Below are 21,236 nucleotides of genomic sequence, written 5' to 3'. Positions count from 1 at the left end.
CCGAGTTATCCACAGCGCCTCACCAGTTGTAAGACACCGTACCGAGCAAGGTACGGCTGTCACCCCAGTAGCAGCGCCCTGCGTCGTTGCAACCAGATACATATTCCTTGTCGAAGAGGTTCTTGGCATTCAGGTCGATCGACCAGTGGGTATCAATCTGGTAACCAATCGCGGCATCCACCAACGTGACACTGCCGGGGTCGAGCTTCCCGTAGAGAGTCGGCTTGGTGTAGGAATAGGCGCTATCGAAGTAGCGCACGCCACCGCCCAGGGAAAGGCCTTTGAGTTGGCCATCCAAGAATCGGTATTTGCCCCACACCGAAGCCTGGTTGCGTGGAACACCTGTCATCTGGTGCCCTTCGACCAACGAACCGGCCGTGTCCTTGGTAATCCGTGCGTCGGTATAGGTATAGGCCGCCGTCAGATTCAGGTTCGGTGTGATGTTGCTGTTGATTTCGAGTTCCGCACCTTTGGCGCGGCTTTCTCCCACTTGGCGATAGGTATTGGTGGTGCTGTCGAGATAGGTATCGTCTTGTTTGCGCAAGTCGTACACCGACAACGTCATCGCTGTGTCCCAACCGATCGGTTCGTATTTCAAGCCCACTTCGTATTGCCGGCTGGTGATGGGCTTGAGCGGTGAGCCCGCCACCGAGATCTGCTGCACCGGGACAAATGCGGTGGAGTAGCTGACATACGGCGTCAGGCCGTTGTCGAACTGGTACATCACACCACCCTGGTAGGTGAATTTCTGCTCGGTGGTGCTGGAGTCCGTGGCGCTTTTTACCTTGTCCCGGAAATCACTGTCGACCCAATCTTGGCGCCCACCGAGCAGGAACAACCAATGGTCGTACTTGCTTTGGATCTGTGCATACACGCCTTTCATCTGTTGCGCGAGCAAGGTGTTTTGCACCGCTTGCGGGGTGGTCGGGTCACGCAGATACACCGGGTCATACACATTGATCGTGCCGGCGAACCCCGCATCCCAGTCCTGGTTAAACGAAGTACGGTCGTAGCTCGCGCCGAACAGCAGCGTGTTTTCCAGGCTGCCCAGCTGGAATTTGCCTTCCAGCTGGTTATCCAGGGAGTAAACCATCGACTTGTTGTAGCGGTCGTAGGCATTCATGTTCAGTTGCGTGCCGAAGCCTTGGTTGTTCAAGTCGCCCGGCCAGGTTTCATGACGGGTGATACGTGACTGCATGTAGCGGGAGTTCTGGCGGAACTGCCAATCGTCATTGAAGCTGTGGCTGAATTCGTAACCGGTGTTCCAGGCTTCGCGCTCAAAGGTATTCCAATCCGGGTCACCGAGCATGGTGCGTTTGGACAGCTTGCCGTTGGGATTGGTGAGCAAGGTGCCGGCCGCCGGTAGGCCGAGTTCAAGGTTGGTGTGGTCTTTCTGGTAGTTGGCCAGCAGAGTCAGGGTGTTGAAGTCATCGAAGTTAAGGGTCAGGGAGGGCGCAATGTAGAGCCGATCATCCGGGACATGGTCAGTTTGCGTATCGGATTTACGCCCAAGCATCACCACCCGGCCGAGGATATTCCCGTTTTCATTGAGCGGGCCGGAGATATCCACACCCACCTGACGGTTGTGGGAGCCATAAGCCAACTGCACCTCACCCTGTGGCGTCGCGGTAGGGTGTTTACTCACCAGGTTCACCAGCCCACCTGGGGCATTTTCGCCGTACAGCAGTGAAGAGGGCCCACGGAAGATTTCCACACGCTCTAAGCCGTAGGGTTCGCTAGTGGTGTCGTACCGATTCCCTTGTACACGTAGGCCATCACGCAGCAGGCCGTAGCCGTAATCGGTGGCGTTGAAACCGCGAATGAAGAACAAATCCCCTGCCAGGCTATCGCCGGCGGCAAAGGGCGGCGCAAAAATACCGGGCACATAACCCAATACTTCGGTCAGCGTCTGGGATTTCTGGTCCTTGATGCGTTGGCCGGTGACCACCGATACCGAGCGCGGTGTTTCCGACAAGGGCGTACTGGTCTTGGTGCCGATGCGGCTGTTTAGCGCCTTGTAGCCTACATCCCCGGCAATCTCTTGATTAAAACCGTCCTGTTGATAAGTACTCACGGTGGTCGGTGAGAGCGTGAGTTGCCCGGATGGCACGGCTTGCAGCACATAGCTTCCAGGGGCCTGGACGACAGCCAGCAGGCCTGAGGTTTGCAGTAATAGCGCAAAACCCTGTTCCACCGAATAGTCACCTTCCAACCCTGGCGTACTTAAACTCGCGGTCTGCTGAGGCGAGAACGACAGAATCACATTGGCCTTGGCGGCAAATTGGCTTAAGGCATTGTCCAGCCGCCCGGCAGCAATGGTGTAGTGCTGCACCGTAACGGCTGCAAAGGCGCCGGTCGAGAGCAAAGCAGCCGTTGTGGCTACAGTGCCCGTCAGCAGGCCGTAGGTTATGCCGTGGTAAGAAAGTCGCTGGCGAAGCTTGGTGGGAAGGCGCATAGGTGGGTAAGCCCTGAAGGTAGCATCGTGATTACCTGTAGGGCCGCGCCAGGTAAAAAAAAGATAACCCCCCTGTAGATTATTTTTGCGATCAGCCGGTTCGACTCACCGATACCCAATACCGAGTGAAGTATTTCACCTGGATAGGCAGGGTCGCTTGCAGGTTGGAAAGCACCGCATCGGTGGAATCCAGGCGGAACGTTCCGGAGACGCGCAGACGTGCAGAGGCTGCGTCGCACTGCAAGACGCCCGGCCGATAGCGGGCAAGCTCGTCGATCACATCACCCAGCCGAGCATCCAGCACAATTAATTGCCCGTCGACCCAGGCGGCTTGAGTGCTGCGATACGGATGGTTATCCCCAACCTTGTGGCGGTCGAAGTCGACGCTTTCACCCGCACTGAGGATTTGGCTGTGGTTGGGTTGATCTGCGGGCGACACGCTGACCCGATCTTCCAGTACCCCAACGCGTGTGGAATCCGACAGCTGGCGTACCGTAAACCGCGTGCCTAATGCCTCAACCCGGCCTTGGCGGGTTTCGACGTAAAACGGTGTCTGCCCGCCAGACTTACCCGTGTGGATAAGTACTTCCCCCTCACGCAGGCGGATCAATCGCTGGCGCGCATCGAACGCCACGTCTATCGAGGTGTGGGTATTGAGATCGACCTGCGTGCCGTCGGCCAACGCGATGCGCCGGTGTTCACCTACGCCGGTGCGGTAGTCGGCCCACACGTTGCCCAGGGACGTATGTTGCTGAACATTCCACCCCAAATACCCGGTGCCACCCAGCAGCAACATCCACTTCAGTACCTGGCGGCGTTGTTGCGTGGTGGACAGCGCACGGCGCGTCAAATCCGCAGGCAGTGCGCCAAGGCTGCGCTGCACTTGCTCCATCTGGTTCCACGCGGCCTGGTGGGAAGGATCTCCATTGAGCCATTGCTGCCAGGCATGGTGTTCGGCCGGAGTGGGTGGTTGGGCTTGAAACTGCACATACCAACTGGCGGCCGCTTCGAAGATTTTGCGATCAGGGGCCGCCATTACAAGGTGGCCATGATCAGCGAGCATTCCGTCAGTGCGCGGATCATGTGCTTTTTCACCGTGGTCAGTGAAACCTGCAGTTGATCAGCGATCTGTTGATAAGTCAGCCCGTCGATCTGCGAGAGCATGAAGATTCGCCGCGCCCGATCACCGAGGCCGCAAAGCGCTTTGTCCACAGCCACCAGCGTTTCAATGATGATTGCCTTGTCTTCTTCACTGATGGCCATGACTTCAGGGCGTTCGGCCAAAGTCTGCCTATAGGCTTGTTCAATGGCGTGCCGGCGATACCGATCAATCACCAACCCCCTGGCAATGGTCGCCAAATAATCGCGCGGTTCCAGGATCTGCGATGCATGACGACCGCCCAGGATACGCACGAACGTATCGTGGGCCACATCGGCCGCATCGCAGGTGTTATGCAACTTGCCTTTGAGCCACCCGTGCAGCCAGGAATGGTGTTGCTCGTAGATGTGCTGGACTACAGCTGTGTGCGAAGGAGCAGACATAGGAGCGAGACAAGGTGGCTTAATGATAATCGCTATTATTAACTGCCCTATCGTTTTCTCACAATAGCCCTCTTTCTACCGCCCGCTCCAACGGACTGATGAGTTTGGATGGCCTCATCGTGGGTGAAATACAGCCCAATTCAACAATTTCTGTGGATTAAGCCCTGTGAATAACCGCCCCTGTGCCCAGTTGATAACAGGGCCTGAAACCTGAGCAAAAACCCATCTGTGGATAACCACCTGTTTAATCCACAGGCTTAAAGCACTTATCCAAGGGCCTCATTGGCACATGACCACAGACTTTTGAATCGCTGTACACAACGGAAATAAAGGGCTGTATAGATCTATCCACAGAAAACCTGCTCAGTAGAAATAAACATAAAAACAAAGATCTTATAAATTTCTTTCTTTTTAATTTCTATTGTCAGTGATTCATCCACAGCTGGTTAAATTTTGTGCAAAGGGTTCTTTAGGAAGGGCTAAGTCCCTATACTTGCCGCCAAAGCTCTAAAACTCTTTCAACAATCAATTCCTGATTACCTACATAAGCAGGCACGAGGTGCGTGGTGGATTTCCCTTCCCGTTTTGAAGTGATCGTCATCGGCGGCGGTCATGCCGGTACCGAGGCAGCACTGGCGTCAGCACGCATGGGCGTAAAAACCCTGTTGCTCACGCATAACGTGGAAACCCTCGGTGCAATGAGTTGCAACCCCGCCATTGGTGGGATCGGCAAAAGCCATCTGGTCAAGGAAATCGACGCCCTTGGCGGCGTCATGGCCATGGCGACCGACAAAGGTGGTATTCAATTTCGCGTGCTCAACAGCCGCAAAGGCCCCGCCGTGCGTGCTACTCGGGCACAAGCCGACCGCATCCTGTACAAGGCTGCGGTACGTGAAACCCTGGAAAACCAACCGAACCTGTGGATATTTCAACAGGCAGCCGATGACCTGATCGTCGAACAAGACGTGGTGAAAGGTGTTGTCACCCAAATGGGTCTGCGTTTCTTCGCTGAATCCGTGGTGTTGACCACCGGTACGTTCCTTGGCGGACTTATCCACATCGGCATGCAAAATTATTCCGGTGGCCGAGCCGGTGATCCGCCGTCGATTGCCCTGGCAAAACGCCTGCGTGAATTGCCGCTGCGCGTCGGTCGCCTGAAAACCGGGACCCCGCCGCGTATCGATGGGCGTTCTGTGGATTTCTCGATGATGACCGAGCAAGCCGGCGATACGCCGATCCCGGTGATGTCGTTCATGGGCTCCAAAGAGCAGCATCCAAAACAGGTGAGCTGCTGGATTACCCACACCAATGCCAGGACTCACGAGATCATTGCCGCGAACCTCGACCGTTCGCCAATGTATTCCGGCGTGATCGAAGGGATTGGCCCGCGTTATTGCCCGTCGATCGAAGACAAGATCCACCGCTTTGCCGACAAGGACAGTCACCAGGTCTTCATCGAGCCCGAAGGCTTGACCACTCATGAGCTGTACCCGAACGGGATTTCCACTTCCCTGCCGTTCGACGTGCAAATCCAGATCGTGCAATCGATTCGCGGCATGGAAAATGCGCACATCGTGCGCCCCGGTTATGCCATCGAGTACGACTACTTCGATCCGCGGGATCTGAAGTACAGCCTGGAAACCAAAGTGATCGGCGGGCTGTTCTTCGCCGGCCAAATCAACGGCACAACCGGTTACGAAGAAGCCGGCGCCCAAGGTTTGCTGGCCGGGACCAACGCGGCACTGCGTGCACAGGGCAAAGACAGCTGGTGCCCGCGCCGCGATGAAGCCTATATCGGCGTGTTGGTCGACGACCTGATTACCCTGGGTACCCAGGAACCGTATCGGATGTTTACGTCTCGCGCCGAATATCGCCTGATCCTGCGTGAAGACAATGCCGACTTGCGCTTGACCGAAAAAGGCCGCGAATTGGGTCTGGTCGATGACGCGCGCTGGGCAGCCTTCTGCAAAAAACGCGAAAGCATTGCACTGGAAGAGCAGCGCCTGAAAAGCACCTGGGTTCGCCCAGGCACTGAGCAGGGCGACGCAATTGCCGAAAAATTCGGCACGCCGCTGACCCACGAGTACAACTTGCTGAATCTGCTTTCCCGTCCGGAAATCGACTACGCTGGCTTGGTCGAAGTGACGGGGGGCGGCGCAGAAGATCCACAGGTCGCCGAGCAGGTCGAAATCAAGACCAAATATGCCGGTTACATTGATCGCCAGCAGGACGAGATTGCTCGACTGCGCGCCAGTGAAGACACCAAGTTGCCTGTGGATATCGACTACACCGGGATTTCCGGTCTATCGAAAGAAATTCAAAGCAAGCTGGGGATAGCTCGACCAGAAACCCTGGGCCAGGCTTCACGTATCCCCGGCGTCACTCCGGCAGCCATTTCGCTGTTGATGATTCATTTGAAAAAACGCGGCGCGGGCCGTCAGTTGGAGCAAAGCGCTTGAGTTCGTTGGTCACCTTGCAACATGCCGAAGAGTTATCCACAGGTGCACGCCAGTTGGGCGTTGATCTGACCGCAGTCCAGCACGAGTTGCTGCTGGGCTATCTGGCCCTGTTGATCAAATGGAACAAGGCTTACAACCTTACCGCGGTGCGCAATCCCGACGAGATGGTGTCCCGGCATTTGCTCGACAGTCTGAGCGTGATGCCGTTTATCGAAAACGGACGCTGGTTGGACGTGGGCAGTGGCGGCGGCATGCCGGGTATTCCCCTGGCCATCCTGTTTCCCGAGTCCCAAGTGACTTGCCTGGACAGCAACGGCAAGAAAACCCGCTTCCTGACCCAGGTCAAACTCGAACTCAAGCTGGATAACCTCCATGTTATCCACAGCCGTGTCGAAGAATTCAAGCCTGAACTGCCTTTCAACGGAATTGTTTCCCGGGCGTTCAGCAGCATGGAGAACTTCAGCAACTGGACACGCCACCTGGGTGACCGCGATACCCGCTGGCTGGCAATGAAGGGCGTCCATCCAAGCGATGAGCTGTTAGCATTGCCGACAGACTTCCACCTCGATAGCGAACACGCCTTGGCCGTACCCGGTTGCCAAGGCCAACGCCATCTGCTGATACTGCGCCGCACGGCATGATTGGGAACACAAGCAAGAATGGCTAAGGTATTCGCGATAGCGAACCAGAAAGGTGGCGTGGGCAAAACCACCACCTGCATCAACCTCGCAGCATCCCTGGTCGCGACCAAGCGCCGGGTGCTGTTGATCGATCTCGATCCACAGGGCAACGCCACCATGGGTAGCGGTGTGGATAAACACGGCCTGGAAAACTCGGTCTATGACTTGCTGATCGGCGAGTGCGACCTGGCCCAGGCTATGCACTATTCCGAACACGGCGGTTATCAACTGCTGCCGGCCAACCGCGATTTGACCGCGGCGGAAGTGGTGCTGCTGGAAATGCAGATGAAAGAAAGCCGTCTGCGCAGCGCCTTGGCGCCGATCCGCGAGAACTACGATTACATCTTGATCGACTGCCCACCGTCGCTGTCGATGCTGACACTCAACGCGTTGGTGGCGGCCGACGGGGTGATTATCCCCATGCAGTGCGAGTACTACGCGCTGGAAGGTTTGAGCGACCTTGTGGATAACATCAAGCGGATCGCCGAGTTGCTCAACCCGAACCTGCAGATCGAAGGCTTGCTGCGCACCATGTTCGACCCGCGCCTGAGCCTGATGAACGATGTGTCGGCACAGCTCAAGGAACACTTCGGCGAGCAGCTTTACGACACCGTGATCCCGCGCAACATTCGTTTGGCCGAAGCGCCAAGCTATGGGATGCCCGCGTTGGCGTACGACAAATCGTCCCGTGGCGCCATTGCCTACCTGGCTCTGGCCGGCGAGATGGTTCGCCGCCAACGCCGCAACTCTCGCACCGCTGCAGCCCAGCCAACTTAAGGAATCCCCATGGCCGTCAAGAAACGAGGTCTCGGACGTGGACTGGATGCACTGTTGAGTGGTCCGACCGTCACATCGCTTGAAGAACAAGCGGTGCAGGCCGACGAGCGCGAGCTGCAGCACTTGCCCCTGGACCTGATCCAGCGCGGCAAATACCAGCCACGCCGGGACATGGATCCACAGGCGCTGGAAGAACTGGCCAACTCGATCAAGGCCCAGGGCGTGATGCAGCCGATCGTGGTGCGTCCGATTGGCGGTGGTCGTTTTGAAATTATTGCCGGTGAACGTCGCTGGCGTGCCAGCCAGCAGGCCGGCAAAGAGACCATCCCTGCGATGGTGCGTGATGTGCCGGATGAAACCGCCATCGCCATGGCGTTGATCGAGAACATCCAGCGTGAAGATCTCAATCCGGTCGAAGAGGCGATCGCATTGCAGCGTCTGCAGCAGGAATTCCAGTTGACCCAGCAACAAGTGGCCGATGCGGTGGGCAAATCCCGCGTCACCGTGTCTAACTTGCTGCGCCTGATCGCATTGCCGGAAGTCATCAAGACCATGTTGTCCCATGGCGATCTGGAAATGGGTCATGCCCGTGCTTTGCTCGGGTTGCCGGAAAATCAACAAGTTGAAGGGGCGCGACACGTTGTCGCACGAGGGCTCACCGTTCGTCAGACTGAAGCGCTGGTTCGCCAGTGGCTCAGTGGCAAACCTGCACCGGTCGAAACCGCCAAACCTGATCCGGATATCGCGCGTCTTGAGCAACGCCTGGCCGAACGCCTGGGCTCTGCGGTGCAGATTCGCCACGGCAAGAAGGGCAAAGGCCAATTGGTGATCGGATATAACTCCCTCGATGAGCTTCAGGGCGTCCTTGCCCACATCCGCTGAAACATTTGCTTATGTAGCGCGTGATCGGAAATCACTACCCGGCAGTTGAATAGGGGCAGAACCGCCCCTATACTCTGCGCGCATTTTGTCGGCACAAATTATGCCAAGTTATTGATTTCCGGCAGCCGACCATTGAGGAGCAAGAGTGATGGAAACCCGCACGCCAAACACGTTGCCGTTCCATCGCTTGGCCGTTTTTCCGGTTTTATTGGCTCAATTTGTCATCTTGCTGATCGCCGCATTGGCGCTTTGGTACTGGCATGGAGTCGTAGCCGGATATTCAGGACTCTGCGGAGGCCTGATAGCCTTGCTGCCCAATATGTATTTTGCTCACAGGGCCTTTCGGTTTTCCGGCGCCCGAGCAGCCCAGGCTATCGTCCGGTCTTTTTATGCTGGCGAGGCAGGGAAACTGATTTTGACGGCAGTGCTGTTTGCACTGACCTTTGCAGGTGTGAAGCCATTGGCGCCGCTGGCTGTATTCGGCGTCTTCGTGTTGACCCAACTGGTCAGCTGGTTCGCTCCCCTGCTAATGAAAACAAGACTTTCGAAACCTTAGGGCGTTTGAGGCAACCATGGCAGAAACAACCGCTTCGGGCTATATCCAGCACCACTTGCAGAACCTGACCTTCGGTCAGCTTCCCAACGGCGGCTGGGGCTTTGCCCACTCCGCAGCAGAAGCCAAAGAAATGGGCTTCTGGGCTTTCCACCTGGACACTCTGGGTTGGTCGGTCGCACTGGGTCTGATCTTCGTCCTGATTTTCCGCATGGCGGCAAAGAAGGCGACTTCGGGTCAGCCAGGTGCTTTGCAGAACTTCGTTGAAGTATTGGTCGAATTCGTCGATGGCAGCGTGAAAGACAGCTTCCATGGCCGTAGCCCGGTGATTGCACCGCTGGCGCTGACCATCTTCGTCTGGGTGTTCCTGATGAACGCCGTCGACCTGATCCCGGTTGACTGGATTCCTCAGTTGGCCATGGCGATTTCCGGCGATCCGCACATTCCATTCCGTGCCGTATCGACCACTGACCCTAACGCTACCCTGGGCATGGCCCTGTCGGTATTTGCGTTGATCATTTTCTACAGCATCAAGATCAAGGGCATCGGCGGCTTCATCGGCGAACTGACCCTGCACCCGTTCGGCAGCAAGAACATCTTCGTTCAAGCCCTGCTGATCCCGGTGAACTTCCTGCTGGAATTCGTGACCCTGATCGCCAAGCCGATTTCCCTGGCTCTGCGACTGTTCGGCAACATGTATGCCGGCGAGCTGGTGTTCATTCTGATCGCTGTGATGTTCGGCAGCGGCCTGCTCTGGCTTAGCGGCCTGGGCATTGTTCTGCAGTGGGCGTGGGCTGTGTTCCACATCCTGATCATCACCCTGCAGGCCTTCATCTTCATGATGCTGACCATCGTCTACCTGTCGATGGCGCACGAAGAGAACCATTAAGACCAGTCTCGACTAGTCTGATGTCCTTCCCGGTGAAACGGGAAGGTGGCCCAACAGGGCTATGAAACGATTTGTTTTACCGCTTTAAAATCTAAAAAACCTAAACCATACGACGTAAAAGTCGGGAGGAAAGATGGAAACTGTAGTTGGTCTAACCGCTATCGCTGTTGCACTGTTGATCGGCCTGGGCGCCCTGGGTACTGCCATTGGTTTCGGCCTGCTGGGCGGCAAGTTCCTGGAAGGCGCAGCGCGTCAGCCAGAAATGGTTCCAATGCTGCAAGTTAAAATGTTCATCGTCGCCGGCCTGCTCGACGCCGTGACCATGATCGGTGTTGGTATCGCTCTGTTCTTCACCTTCGCGAACCCTTTCGTTGGTCAACTCGCCGGTTAATCACTCGTCTTTTCGAGTGATTGGTGTGTTGTGCAACGAATGAGCGAGGTATTGGCGTGAACATTAATGCAACCATTATTGGTCAGTCCTTAGCGTTCTTGATTTTTGTCGTTTTCTGCATGAAGTTCGTATGGCCTCCGGTCATCGCAGCTCTGCACGAACGTCAGAAGAAGATCGCGGATGGACTGGACGCTGCAGCACGAGCAGCTCGCGACCTGGAGTTGGCCCAAGATAAAGCGGGTCAACAACTGCGCGAAGCGAAAGCTCAAGCAGCCGAAATCATTGAGCAAGCCAAGAAACGCGGTAACCAGATCGTTGAAGAGGCTGTTGAAAAAGCCCGTATCGACGCTGACCGTGTGAAGGTTCAGGCTCAGGCCGAGATCGAGCAGGAACTGAACGGTGTCAAAGACGCGCTGCGTGCCCAACTGGGTGCTCTGGCCGTTGGCGGTGCTGAGAAGATCCTGGGTGCCACAATCGATCAAAACGCGCACGCGGAGCTGGTTAACAAACTGGCTGCTGAAATTTAAGCGAGGGCGATCATGGCAGAATTGACCACGTTGGCCCGACCTTACGCTAAGGCAGCCTTCGAGCACGCCCAGGCCCACCAGCAGCTGGCCTCTTGGTCAGCCATGCTCGGCCTGGCTGCAGCAGTGTCGCAAGACGACACCATGCAGCGCGTGCTCAAGGCCCCGCGACTGACGAGCGCAGACAAGGCCGCCACTTTTATTGAAGTGTGCGGCGACAAGTTTGATGTGAAGGCACAGAACTTCATCAACGTCATTGCCGAAAACGACCGTCTCCTGCTTCTGCCGGAGATTGCCGCTCTGTTCGACCTGTACAAGGCCGAGCAAGAGAAATCGGTAGACGTTGAAGTGACCAGTGCTTTTGCATTGAACCAAGAACAGCAAGACAAACTCGCCAAGGTTCTCAGTGCACGACTCGACCGGGAAGTGCGCCTGCAAGTTGCGGAAGACCCATCCCTCATTGGGGGTGTTGTCATTCGCGCCGGCGACCTGGTTATCGATGGCTCGATTCGCGGCAAACTCGCGAATCTTGCCGAAGCATTGAAATCTTGAGTTTGAAGGGGCAGCAGAGCAATGCAGCAACTCAATCCTTCCGAAATAAGTGAAATTATCAAGGGCCGCATCGACAAGCTCGATGTGACCTCCCAAGCCCGTAACGAAGGCACTGTCGTCAGCGTATCTGACGGCATCGTGCGGATTCACGGTCTGGCCGACGTAATGTACGGCGAGATGATCGAGTTTCCGGGCGGCGTCTACGGTATGGCCCTCAACCTGGAGCAAGACTCCGTAGGTGCCGTTGTATTGGGCGCGTACACCAGTCTGGCTGAAGGCATGAGCGCCAAGTGCACAGGCCGCATCCTGGAAGTTCCGGTTGGTAAGGAACTGCTGGGTCGCGTAGTCGACGCACTGGGTAACCCTGTTGACGGCAAAGGTCCACTGGGCAACACCGAGACCGACGCGGTCGAGAAAGTTGCTCCGGGCGTGATCTGGCGTAAGTCGGTAGACCAGCCTGTACAGACTGGCTACAAGGCTGTCGATGCCATGATTCCTGTCGGCCGTGGCCAGCGTGAGCTGATCATCGGTGACCGTCAGATCGGTAAAACCGCTCTGGCAATCGACGCGATCATCAACCAGAAGAACAGCGGCATTTTCTGCGTCTACGTAGCTATTGGTCAGAAACAATCGACCATCGCCAACGTGGTTCGCAAGCTGGAAGAAAACGGCGCCCTGGCCAACACGATCATCGTGGCTGCCAGTGCTTCGGAATCTCCTGCGCTGCAATTCCTGGCACCGTACTCCGGTTGCACCATGGGTGAATTCTTCCGCGACCGCGGTGAAGACGCGCTGATCGTTTATGACGATCTGTCCAAGCAGGCAGTGGCTTATCGCCAAATCTCCCTGCTGCTGCGCCGTCCACCAGGCCGTGAAGCTTACCCAGGCGACGTGTTCTATCTCCACTCCCGTCTGCTGGAGCGCGCATCCCGCGTTTCGGAAGAGTACGTAGAGAAGTTCACCAACGGCGCAGTGACCGGCAAAACCGGTTCCCTGACCGCACTGCCGATCATCGAAACCCAGGCTGGCGACGTTTCCGCGTTCGTTCCGACCAACGTGATTTCCATCACCGACGGTCAGATCTTCCTGGAATCGGCCATGTTCAACTCGGGCATCCGTCCTGCAGTGAACGCCGGTGTTTCGGTATCCCGTGTGGGTGGTGCCGCTCAGACCAAGATCATCAAGAAGCTCTCCGGTGGTATCCGTACCGCTCTGGCTCAGTACCGTGAACTGGCGGCATTCGCCCAGTTCGCTTCTGACCTGGACGAAGCGACCCGTAAGCAACTTGAGCATGGTCAGCGCGTTACCGAGCTGATGAAGCAGAAGCAATACGCCCCAATGTCGATCGCTGACATGGCGTTGTCGCTGTATGCCGCTGAGCGTGGGTTCCTGACCGACGTTGAAATCGCCAAGGTCGGCAGCTTTGAACAAGCGCTGATTGCTTACTTCAACCGCGATCACGCCGAATTGATGGCGAAGATCAACGTGAAGGGTGACTTCAATGACGATATCGACGCTGGCATGAAAGCCGGTATCGAGAAGTTCAAGGCCACCCAAACCTGGTAAGCCGCAGCGGGAGCCGCAAGGCTCCCGCTTGCTAACCTGATAGGTGTTACATGGCAGGCGCAAAAGAGATTCGCAGTAAGATTGCGAGCATCAAAAGCACGCAAAAAATTACCAGCGCCATGGAAAAAGTGGCGGTCAGCAAAATGCGCAAGGCACAAATGCGCATGGCTGCTAGCCGTCCTTATGCGGAGCGTATCCGCCAGGTAATTGGGCATCTGGCCAACGCCAACCCGGAATACCGCCACCCGTTCATGATCGACCGCGAAGTTAAGCGTGTGGGTTATGTGGTAGTGAGCAGTGACCGTGGTTTGTGCGGTGGTTTGAATACCAACCTGTTCAAGGCCCTGGTCAAGGACATGGCGGTAAACCGCGAAAACGGCGTCGAGATCGATCTGTGTGTCGTTGGTAGCAAGGGTGCGGCCTTTTTCCGCAACTTCGGCGGTAACGTCGTTGCAGCTATCAGCCACCTGGGTGAAGAGCCGTCGATCAATGATTTGATCGGCAGTGTGAAGGTGATGCTGGATGCGTACCTGGAAGGCCGGATTGACCGCCTGTCCGTGGTATCCAACAAGTTCATCAACACCATGACCCAGCAGCCAACCGTGGAGCAATTGATTCCACTGGTGGCGACTCCGGATCAGGAACTCAAGCACCACTGGGACTACCTCTACGAACCAGACGCCAAAGAGCTGCTTGACGGCTTGATGGTGCGCTACGTGGAGTCGCAGGTGTACCAGGCGGTGGTCGAGAACAACGCAGCTGAACAAGCGGCGCGGATGATCGCGATGAAAAACGCTACCGATAACGCCGGTGATCTGATCAGCGATTTGCAGCTGATCTACAACAAGGCGCGTCAGGCTGCGATCACCCAAGAGATCTCGGAAATCGTCGGCGGCGCTGCCGCGGTTTAACGGTTCAAATATTCAGAGGATCCAGCTATGAGTAGCGGACGTATCGTTCAAATCATCGGCGCCGTTATCGACGTGGAATTTCCACGCGACAGCGTACCGAGCATCTACAACGCGCTGAAAGTACAAGGCGCGGAAACTACTCTGGAAGTTCAGCAGCAGCTGGGCGACGGCGTAGTTCGTACCATTGCGATGGGTTCCACCGAAGGCTTGAAGCGCGGTCTGGACGTTATCGACTCTGGCGCTGCCATTTCCGTACCGGTCGGTAAAGCGACCCTGGGCCGGATCATGGACGTACTGGGCAACCCGATTGACGAAGCGGGTCCGATCGACACCGAAGAGCGTTGGGGCATTCACCGTCCAGCACCTTCGTTCGCGGAACAAGCTGGCGGCAACGACCTGCTGGAAACCGGCATCAAGGTTATCGACCTGGTTTGCCCGTTCGCCAAAGGCGGTAAAGTCGGTCTGTTCGGTGGTGCCGGTGTAGGCAAGACCGTAAACATGATGGAACTGATCCGTAACATCGCCATCGAGCACAGCGGTTATTCCGTGTTCGCCGGTGTGGGTGAGCGTACCCGTGAGGGTAACGACTTCTACCACGAGATGAAGGACTCCAACGTTCTGGACAAAGTGGCACTGGTTTACGGTCAGATGAACGAGCCGCCGGGTAACCGTCTGCGCGTAGCACTGACTGGCCTGACCATGGCCGAGAAGTTCCGTGACGAAGGTAACGACGTTCTGCTGTTCGTCGACAACATCTACCGTTACACCTTGGCCGGTACTGAAGTATCCGCACTGCTGGGCCGTATGCCTTCTGCAGTAGGTTACCAGCCGACCCTGGCTGAAGAGATGGGCGTTCTGCAAGAACGTATCACTTCGACCAAGGAAGGTTCGATCACTTCGATCCAAGCGGTATACGTACCTGCGGATGACTTGACCGACCCGTCGCCAGCGACCACCTTCGCCCACTTGGACGCCACCGTCGTTCTGTCCCGTGACATCGCTTCCCTGGGTATCTACCCAGCGGTCGACCCACTGGACTCGACTTCGCGCCAGCTGGACCCGAACGTGATCGGCCAGGAGCACTACGACACCGCTCGCGGCGTTCAGTACGTGCTGCAGCGTTACAAAGAACTGAAGGACATCATTGCGATCCTGGGTATGGACGAGCTGTCGGAAGCCGACAAGCAGTTGGTAAACCGTGCTCGTAAGATCCAGCGCTTCTTGTCGCAGCCGTTCTTCGTGGCTGAAGTCTTCACCGGTGCTTCGGGTAAATACGTTTCCCTGAAAGACACCATTGCTGGCTTCAAAGGCATCCTCAACGGTGACTACGACCACTTGCCAGAACAAGCGTTCTACATGGTCGGCGGCATCGAAGAAGCGATCGAGAAAGCCAAGAAACTGTAATCCAGGCGCCCGGAAACGGGCGCTCATCAGGTTGAGGCAATCAGATGGCTATGACAGTCCATTGCGATATCGTCAGCGCGGAAGGGGAAATTTTCTCCGGTCTGGTAGAAATGGTGATTGCACACGGCGAACTCGGTGACCTGGGTATTGCCATGGGCCACGCGCCGTTGATCACCAGCTTGAAGCCAGGTCCGATCACTCTGACCAAGCAAGGCGGGGAACGTGAGGTGTTTTACATCTCCGGTGGTTTCCTTGAGGTTCAGCCGAACATGGTCAAGGTACTTGCCGACACTGTGCAACGTGCTGGCGACCTGGATGAAGCCTCCGCTCAGGAAGCCGTCAAGGCTGCCGAGAAGGCCCTGAACGAAAAGGGTGCGGACTTCGACTACAGCGCTGCTGCTGTACGTCTGGCCGAGGCTGCAGCCCAGCTGCGCACGCTCCAGCAGATCCGCAAGAAGTAAGCGGCCTAGCCGCAATGCTTCAAGCGCGATTGATTAAAAAGGGTAGCCTCGGCTACCCTTTTTCTTTTTTAGCAAAACACTTCTCTGGTCTGAACCCGGACCGCCCAGGATTGGTAGCCATTCATGTCTCTTGAAATCGTCATTCTCGCCGCAGGCCAGGGCACCCGCATGCGTTCAGCCCTGCCCAAGGTGCTGCACCCGGTGGCCGGCAACTCCATGCTTGGCCATGTTATCCACAGCGCCCGGCAGTTGGACCCGCAACGCATCCACGTGGTGATCGGCCACGGTGCCGATGCCGTGCGTGAGCGCCTGGCCGCGGACGACCTGAATTTCGTATTGCAGGACAAGCAACTGGGCACCGGCCACGCCACCGCGCAAGCCGTACCGTTCATCACCGCCGATACGGTACTGATCCTCTATGGCGACGTGCCGCTGATCGAAGTGGAAACCCTGCAACGCCTGCTCAAGCACGTAATGCCTGGCCAGATGGGCCTGCTCACCGTTGAACTGGACGACCCCACCGGCTACGGGCGCATCGTGCGCAATGCTGACGGCAAGGTCGCCGCCATCGTTGAACACAAGGACGCCAGCGAAGCCCAACGCGCCATCACCGAAGGCAATACCGGGATTCTCGCCGTCCCTGCCAACAAGCTTGCTGACTGGATGAGCCGCCTGTCCAACAACAACGCCCAGGGCGAGTACTACCTCACCGACGTCATCGAGATGGCCGTGAGTGATGGCCTGCTGGTCGCCACCGAACAGCCCCACGACCCGATGGAAGTGCAGGGCGCCAACGACCGCAAGCAGCTTGCAGAGCTTGAGCGTCACTATCAATTGCGCGAAGGCCGTCGCCTGATGGCGCTCGGCGTGACCCTGCGTGATCCGGCTCGCTTTGACGTGCGCGGTGAAGTGACTGTGGGCCGAGATGTGCTGATCGACATCAACGTGATCCTGGAAGGTCGCGTGATCATCGAAGACGACGTGGTGATTGGCCCGAACTGTGTGATCAAGGACAGCACCTTGCGTAAAGGCGTGGTGGTCAAGGCCAATAGTCATATCGACGGTGCCGTGATGGGCGAGGGCAGCGACGCCGGCCCGTTTGCACGGTTGCGTCCGGGTACGGTGATGGGCGCCAGGGCGCATGTCGGCAATTTCGTCGAACTGAAAAACGCGCAAATGGGCGACGACGCAAAGGCCGGCCACCTGGCCTACCTGGGTGATGCGGTGATCGGTGCTCGCAGCAACATTGGCGCCGGCGCGATCACCTGCAACTACGATGGCGCCAACAAGTACCAGACGACGATTGGTGAGGACGTATTCATCGGCTCGAATAATTCGCTGATTGCACCCGTGACAATCGGCGATGGTTCGAACACTGCCGCGGGCTCAACCATCAACCAGGATGTGGATAAGTCCCAATTGGCCGTAGCACGCGCCCGCCAACGCAATATCGACGGCTGGAAACGCCCGGTCAAAATCAAAAAGACCTGAGTTATCCACATCCCCAGGTAACTTAGCTCCAATGTGGGAGGGGGCTTGCCCCCGATGGCGGCGCATCAGTCAGCTTATGTACCGACTGACACACTGCTATCGGGGGCAAGCCCCCTCCCACATTTGTCGTGTGTTGTTCGAAAAATTTGGTCTCGACGCTTGACGATATCTTGCCAATAGGTTTTGATTGCCTTCGTTATCTTTCGAAACGAAACTTATCATCACCATGTCGAAACGAAATACACCCCAACGACGCCACAACATCCTGGCCTTGCTCAATGAACAGGGCGAAGTCAGCGTGGACGAACTGGCCAAACGTTTCGAAACCTCGGAAGTGACCATCCGCAAGGACCTGGCCGCCCTCGAAAGCAACGGCCTGCTGCTGCGCCGCTACGGTGGCGCAATCACCATGCCCCAGGAACTGGTCGGCGATGCCGCTCAACCGGTCTCGGCCCATAAGCGGGCCATTGCCCGTGCGGCGGTGATGCGTCTGCGCGAACACGCCCGCATCATCATCGACAGCGGCAGTACTACTGCCGCCATGATTCCGGAACTTGGCCACCAGCCCGGCCTGGTGGTAATGACCAACTCCCTGCACGTGGCCAGCGCCTTGAGCGAACTGGAACATGAGCCAGTGCTGTTGATGACCGGCGGCACCTGGGACCCCCACTCGGACTCGTTCCAGGGCCAGGTTGCCGAGCAGGTTTTACGTTCCTACGACTTTGATCAACTGTTCATCGGGGCCGACGGCATCGATCTGCAGCGCGGTACTACCACCTTCAACGAACTGCTGGGCCTGAGCCGCGTGATGGCCGAGGTCGCCCGTGAAGTGGTGGTGATGGTCGAGTCCGACAAGATCGGCCGCAAGATTCCCAACCTGGAACTGCCCTGGAGCAGCGTCCATACCCTTATCACCGATGATCGCCTGCCGCTTGAGGCCCGCGACCAGATCCAAGCCCGCGGCATTACGCTGATATGCGCGGCAATCATCTAGGAGAAGCACCATGTGTGGAATTGTAGGCGCAGTCGCCGAACGTAACGTGACCGCGATTTTGATCGAAGGCCTCAAGCGCCTGGAATACCGTGGCTACGACAGCGCCGGTGTGGCCGTCTTCAGCAACACCGGCAAGCTTGAGCGCATGCGTCGCCCAGGCAAGGTCAGCGAGCTGGAACAGGCCCTGGCCGGCGAGCCGCTGGTCGGCCGCCTGGGTATTGCCCACACCCGTTGGGCCACCCACGGTGCGCCGTGCGAACGCAACGCCCACCCGCACTTCTCCGGCGACCTGGCCGTGGTGCACAACGGCATTATCGAAAACCACGAAGTGCTGCGTGAGCAACTCAAGAGCCTGGGCTACGTGTTCACCTCGGACACCGACACCGAAGTCATCGCCCACCTGCTCAACCACAAGCTCAAGGACCACAGCGACCTGACCACCGCCCTCAAGGCCACGGTTAAGGAACTGCACGGCGCCTATGGCCTGGCCGTGGTCAGCGCCAGCCAACCCGACCGCGTGGTTGCCGCCCGCAGTGGCAGCCCGCTGGTGATCGGCCTGGGCCTGGGGGAAAACTTCCTCGCTTCCGATCAACTGGCCCTGCGCCAGGTGACTGACCGCTTCATGTACCTGGAAGAGGGCGATATTGCCGACATTCGCCGCGAAAGCGTGGCGATCTGGGACGTGAACGGCAACTCCGTCGAACGCGAAGCTGTGCAATACCGTGACGGTGCCGAAGCCGCCGACAAAGGCGAATATCGTCACTTCATGCTCAAGGAAATCCACGAGCAACCGGCCGTGGTCCAACGCACATTGGAAGGTCGACTGAGCCAGCACCAAGTGCTGGTCAACGCATTCGGCCCACAAGCCGCCGAGCTGTTCGCCAAAGTGCGCAATGTGCAGATCGTCGCCTGCGGCACCAGCTACCACGCGGGTATGGTTGCCCGTTACTGGTTGGAAGAACTGGCCGGCATCCCTTGCCAGGTCGAAGTCGCCAGCGAATTCCGCTACCGCAAGGTGGTGGTGCAGCCCGACACCCTGTTCGTGACCATCTCCCAGTCCGGCGAAACCGCTGACACCCTGGCCGCCCTGCGCAACGCCAAGGAGCTGGGGTTCCTCGCCAGCCTGGCGATCTGCAACGTCAGCATCAGCTCGCTAGTGCGTGAGTCCGACCTGACCCTGCTGACCCAGGCTGGTCGCGAAATCGGCGTGGCGTCCACCAAAGCCTTCACCACCCAGTTGGTCGGCCTGTTGCTGCTGACCCTGTCCCTGGGCCAAGTGCGCGGCACCCTGGCCGAAGGCGTCGAAGCCACATTGGTGGAAGAACTGCGCCGCCTGCCGACCCGCCTGGGCGAAGCCCTGGCCATGGACAGCGTGGTAGAGAAAGTCGCCGAGCTATTCGCCGACAAGAACCACACCCTGTTCCTCGGCCGTGGCGCGCAATACCCGGTGGCGATGGAAGGCGCCCTCAAGCTCAAGGAAATTTCGTACATCCACGCCGAAGCCTACCCAGCCGGCGAGCTCAAACACGGCCCACTGGCCCTGGTGGATGACGACATGCCAGTAGTCACCGTGGCGCCGAACAACGAACTGCTGGAAAAACTCAAATCCAACCTGCAGGAAGTACGCGCCCGTGGCGGCCAACTGGTGGTATTCGCCGACGAGAAAGCTGGCATGACCAACGCTGAAGGCACCCACGTCATCAACATGCCGCACATCAACGACACCCTGTCGCCGATCCTCTACACCATCCCGCTGCAACTGCTGTCGTACTACGTGGCCGTGCTCAAGGGCACCGACGTTGACCAGCCGCGCAACCTGGCCAAATCGGTGACAGTCGAGTAACACCCCACGTACCTGGAGGCCCCCGCGGCCTCCAGGTTTCAACGCAAGGACGCTACGTTGACCCCTTCTTCCTTTCCCCAACCCGGCGAGCTTTTGCACAATCGCCGGTTTGCCGTCGCCAGCAACACCCATGGCCTTTCCGGTACCGGCACGGTGTTTCATTACCTTGTCGACGGCGATGCCATTTCCAGCACCTACCAAGGCGGCCGAATCCGCATGGGGACGCAAGTCGGTCGCGTCACCGGTGCCGACACCATTGAGCTGCTGTTTCAGTGCCTGACGCTGGACGGTGATCTGCTGTCCGGATGGTCGCGAGGCACGGTGGCTGTGGATAAGTCCGGGCTTACCAGACTGAGCTTTGTGTGGGGTTGGTTGTTGGGTGCTACCGGGGGCGGGGAGTCGAACTACCTTGGATTAGCCGGTTAGCAAAAAACAGAAAATAAATCGGAAAAATCTTGAGGAAAGAGATATACAAAACCCTCTATTAATCCCGCTAGTATTGGACTTACAGGAAAAATAGATCCGAAAATAAATCGGAAAAGATGAGCGAAATGACGCATAAATTCATGTCTGGAAACCACTGGCTGGAGCCTGTCTGGCCGTCCCCCGGTTTCCCTGCGTCGATTCAAGCAAGAAATGGCCAAGGCAATCCATATCTTGCTTACGCAGGGAGAGATCGCCCGTGCGGACTTCAAAGTGTTCTCCGGTCTGCATGACCGCGTGGCGAGCGACCAGCTCAAGAAATTGATTGATGTGGGGGTGGTCGAAGCGCCGTCGGCGAAATCACGCTCAATTTTTCCTGGGTTGCCCGTCTGGTTCGCCCAGATGATATTTCCGGATCTGCACCGGCGCTTTTACTGAA

General features: G+C 57.4%; 21 protein-coding genes. 18 read left to right on the top strand and 3 right to left on the bottom strand.

The features are described from left to right. Positions 1–19: 19 nt before the first annotated feature. From DNK50_RS03330 to DNK50_RS03320, 3 genes are all read right to left on the bottom strand, one after another. Positions 20–2,455 (bottom strand): TonB-dependent siderophore receptor, encoded by a 2,436-nt coding sequence (locus tag DNK50_RS03330; RefSeq protein ID WP_112192824.1) that lies wholly within the window; start codon positions 2,453–2,455, stop codon positions 20–22. Between the two features lie 91 nt (positions 2,456–2,546). Continuing rightward, the gene (locus DNK50_RS03325) at positions 2,547–3,491 is read right to left on the bottom strand and encodes a FecR domain-containing protein (RefSeq protein WP_112192823.1); all 945 of its coding nucleotides are present in this window, start codon (positions 3,489–3,491) and stop codon (positions 2,547–2,549) included. Further along, on the bottom strand, positions 3,491–3,997 hold the full coding sequence (locus tag DNK50_RS03320) for a sigma-70 family RNA polymerase sigma factor (protein ID WP_112192822.1): 507 nt from the start codon (positions 3,995–3,997) through the stop codon (positions 3,491–3,493). The genes DNK50_RS03325 and DNK50_RS03320 overlap by 1 nt, the downstream gene beginning before the upstream one ends. 566 nt (positions 3,998–4,563) lie before the next feature. On the opposite strand from DNK50_RS03320, the gene mnmG reads away from it, so the two are divergent. The 18 genes from mnmG (at position 4,564) to DNK50_RS03230 (ending at position 21,235) form a co-directional block, all read left to right on the top strand. Continuing rightward, positions 4,564–6,456, top strand: a complete 1,893-nt coding sequence (mnmG, locus tag DNK50_RS03315; RefSeq protein ID WP_112196887.1) for a tRNA uridine-5-carboxymethylaminomethyl(34) synthesis enzyme MnmG — start codon at positions 4,564–4,566, stop codon at positions 6,454–6,456. Beyond that, on the top strand, positions 6,453–7,097 hold the full coding sequence (gene rsmG / locus DNK50_RS03310) for a 16S rRNA (guanine(527)-N(7))-methyltransferase RsmG (protein WP_112192821.1): 645 nt from the start codon (positions 6,453–6,455) through the stop codon (positions 7,095–7,097). Before mnmG ends, rsmG begins: the two co-directional genes overlap by 4 nt. 18 nt (positions 7,098–7,115) lie before the next feature. Then, a complete protein-coding gene (locus DNK50_RS03305) occupies positions 7,116–7,913 on the top strand; it encodes a ParA family protein (RefSeq protein ID WP_032885161.1) in 798 nt (265 codons plus the stop codon). 9 nt (positions 7,914–7,922) lie between these two features. Beyond that, positions 7,923–8,795, top strand: coding sequence for a ParB/RepB/Spo0J family partition protein (locus DNK50_RS03300; RefSeq protein WP_017135124.1), 873 nt, complete (start codon positions 7,923–7,925; stop codon positions 8,793–8,795). Positions 8,796–8,943: 148 nt separating this feature from the next. Further along, positions 8,944–9,351 (top strand): F0F1 ATP synthase subunit I, encoded by a 408-nt coding sequence (locus tag DNK50_RS03295; RefSeq protein WP_010565865.1) that lies wholly within the window; start codon positions 8,944–8,946, stop codon positions 9,349–9,351. Between the two features lie 16 nt (positions 9,352–9,367). After that, positions 9,368–10,237, top strand: coding sequence for a F0F1 ATP synthase subunit A (gene atpB, locus DNK50_RS03290; protein WP_017736231.1), 870 nt, complete (start codon positions 9,368–9,370; stop codon positions 10,235–10,237). Positions 10,238–10,370: 133 nt separating this feature from the next. Continuing rightward, positions 10,371–10,628 (top strand): F0F1 ATP synthase subunit C, encoded by a 258-nt coding sequence (atpE, locus tag DNK50_RS03285; RefSeq protein ID WP_002555987.1) that lies wholly within the window; start codon positions 10,371–10,373, stop codon positions 10,626–10,628. 56 nt (positions 10,629–10,684) lie between these two features. Further along, positions 10,685–11,155: a F0F1 ATP synthase subunit B gene (locus tag DNK50_RS03280; protein WP_008439543.1), complete on the top strand. Its 471-nt coding sequence runs from the start codon at positions 10,685–10,687 to the stop codon at positions 11,153–11,155. A 12-nt stretch (positions 11,156–11,167) separates the two neighbouring features. After that, positions 11,168–11,704, top strand: coding sequence for a F0F1 ATP synthase subunit delta (locus DNK50_RS03275; protein ID WP_017528669.1), 537 nt, complete (start codon positions 11,168–11,170; stop codon positions 11,702–11,704). Positions 11,705–11,725: 21 nt separating this feature from the next. Beyond that, positions 11,726–13,270: a F0F1 ATP synthase subunit alpha gene (gene atpA / locus DNK50_RS03270; RefSeq protein WP_003177064.1), complete on the top strand. Its 1,545-nt coding sequence runs from the start codon at positions 11,726–11,728 to the stop codon at positions 13,268–13,270. A 50-nt stretch (positions 13,271–13,320) separates the two neighbouring features. Continuing rightward, entirely contained in the window at positions 13,321–14,181 is an 861-nt protein-coding gene (gene atpG, locus DNK50_RS03265; protein ID WP_010565870.1) for a F0F1 ATP synthase subunit gamma, read from the top strand. 27 nt (positions 14,182–14,208) lie between these two features. Next, positions 14,209–15,585: a F0F1 ATP synthase subunit beta gene (gene atpD, locus DNK50_RS03260; protein WP_003177062.1), complete on the top strand. Its 1,377-nt coding sequence runs from the start codon at positions 14,209–14,211 to the stop codon at positions 15,583–15,585. A 44-nt stretch (positions 15,586–15,629) separates the two neighbouring features. After that, entirely contained in the window at positions 15,630–16,046 is a 417-nt protein-coding gene (locus DNK50_RS03255) for a F0F1 ATP synthase subunit epsilon (RefSeq protein WP_032885166.1), read from the top strand. 123 nt (positions 16,047–16,169) lie between these two features. Continuing rightward, positions 16,170–17,537, top strand: coding sequence for a bifunctional UDP-N-acetylglucosamine diphosphorylase/glucosamine-1-phosphate N-acetyltransferase GlmU (gene glmU, locus DNK50_RS03250; RefSeq protein WP_112192820.1), 1,368 nt, complete (start codon positions 16,170–16,172; stop codon positions 17,535–17,537). A 226-nt stretch (positions 17,538–17,763) separates the two neighbouring features. Continuing rightward, the gene (locus tag DNK50_RS03245) at positions 17,764–18,531 is read left to right on the top strand and encodes a DeoR/GlpR family DNA-binding transcription regulator (RefSeq protein WP_099586130.1); all 768 of its coding nucleotides are present in this window, start codon (positions 17,764–17,766) and stop codon (positions 18,529–18,531) included. A 10-nt stretch (positions 18,532–18,541) separates the two neighbouring features. Further along, entirely contained in the window at positions 18,542–20,374 is a 1,833-nt protein-coding gene (gene glmS, locus DNK50_RS03240) for a glutamine--fructose-6-phosphate transaminase (isomerizing) (RefSeq protein WP_112192819.1), read from the top strand. Positions 20,375–20,431: 57 nt separating this feature from the next. After that, complete coding sequence (locus DNK50_RS03235) at positions 20,432–20,800, top strand: hypothetical protein (RefSeq protein WP_112192818.1); 369 nt, start codon at positions 20,432–20,434, stop codon at positions 20,798–20,800. A 210-nt stretch (positions 20,801–21,010) separates the two neighbouring features. Continuing rightward, positions 21,011–21,235: a hypothetical protein gene (locus tag DNK50_RS03230; RefSeq protein WP_177411502.1), complete on the top strand. Its 225-nt coding sequence runs from the start codon at positions 21,011–21,013 to the stop codon at positions 21,233–21,235. Position 21,236: the final 1 nt, after the last annotated feature.

It is taken from the genome of Pseudomonas sp. LG1E9, from assembly GCF_003290225.1.
GTDB classification, from domain to species: Bacteria; Pseudomonadota; Gammaproteobacteria; order Pseudomonadales; family Pseudomonadaceae; genus Aquipseudomonas; species Aquipseudomonas cyclaminis.
Note: the sequence above shows the minus strand (reverse complement) of the source record. Positions and strands in the feature narration are given on the sequence as shown.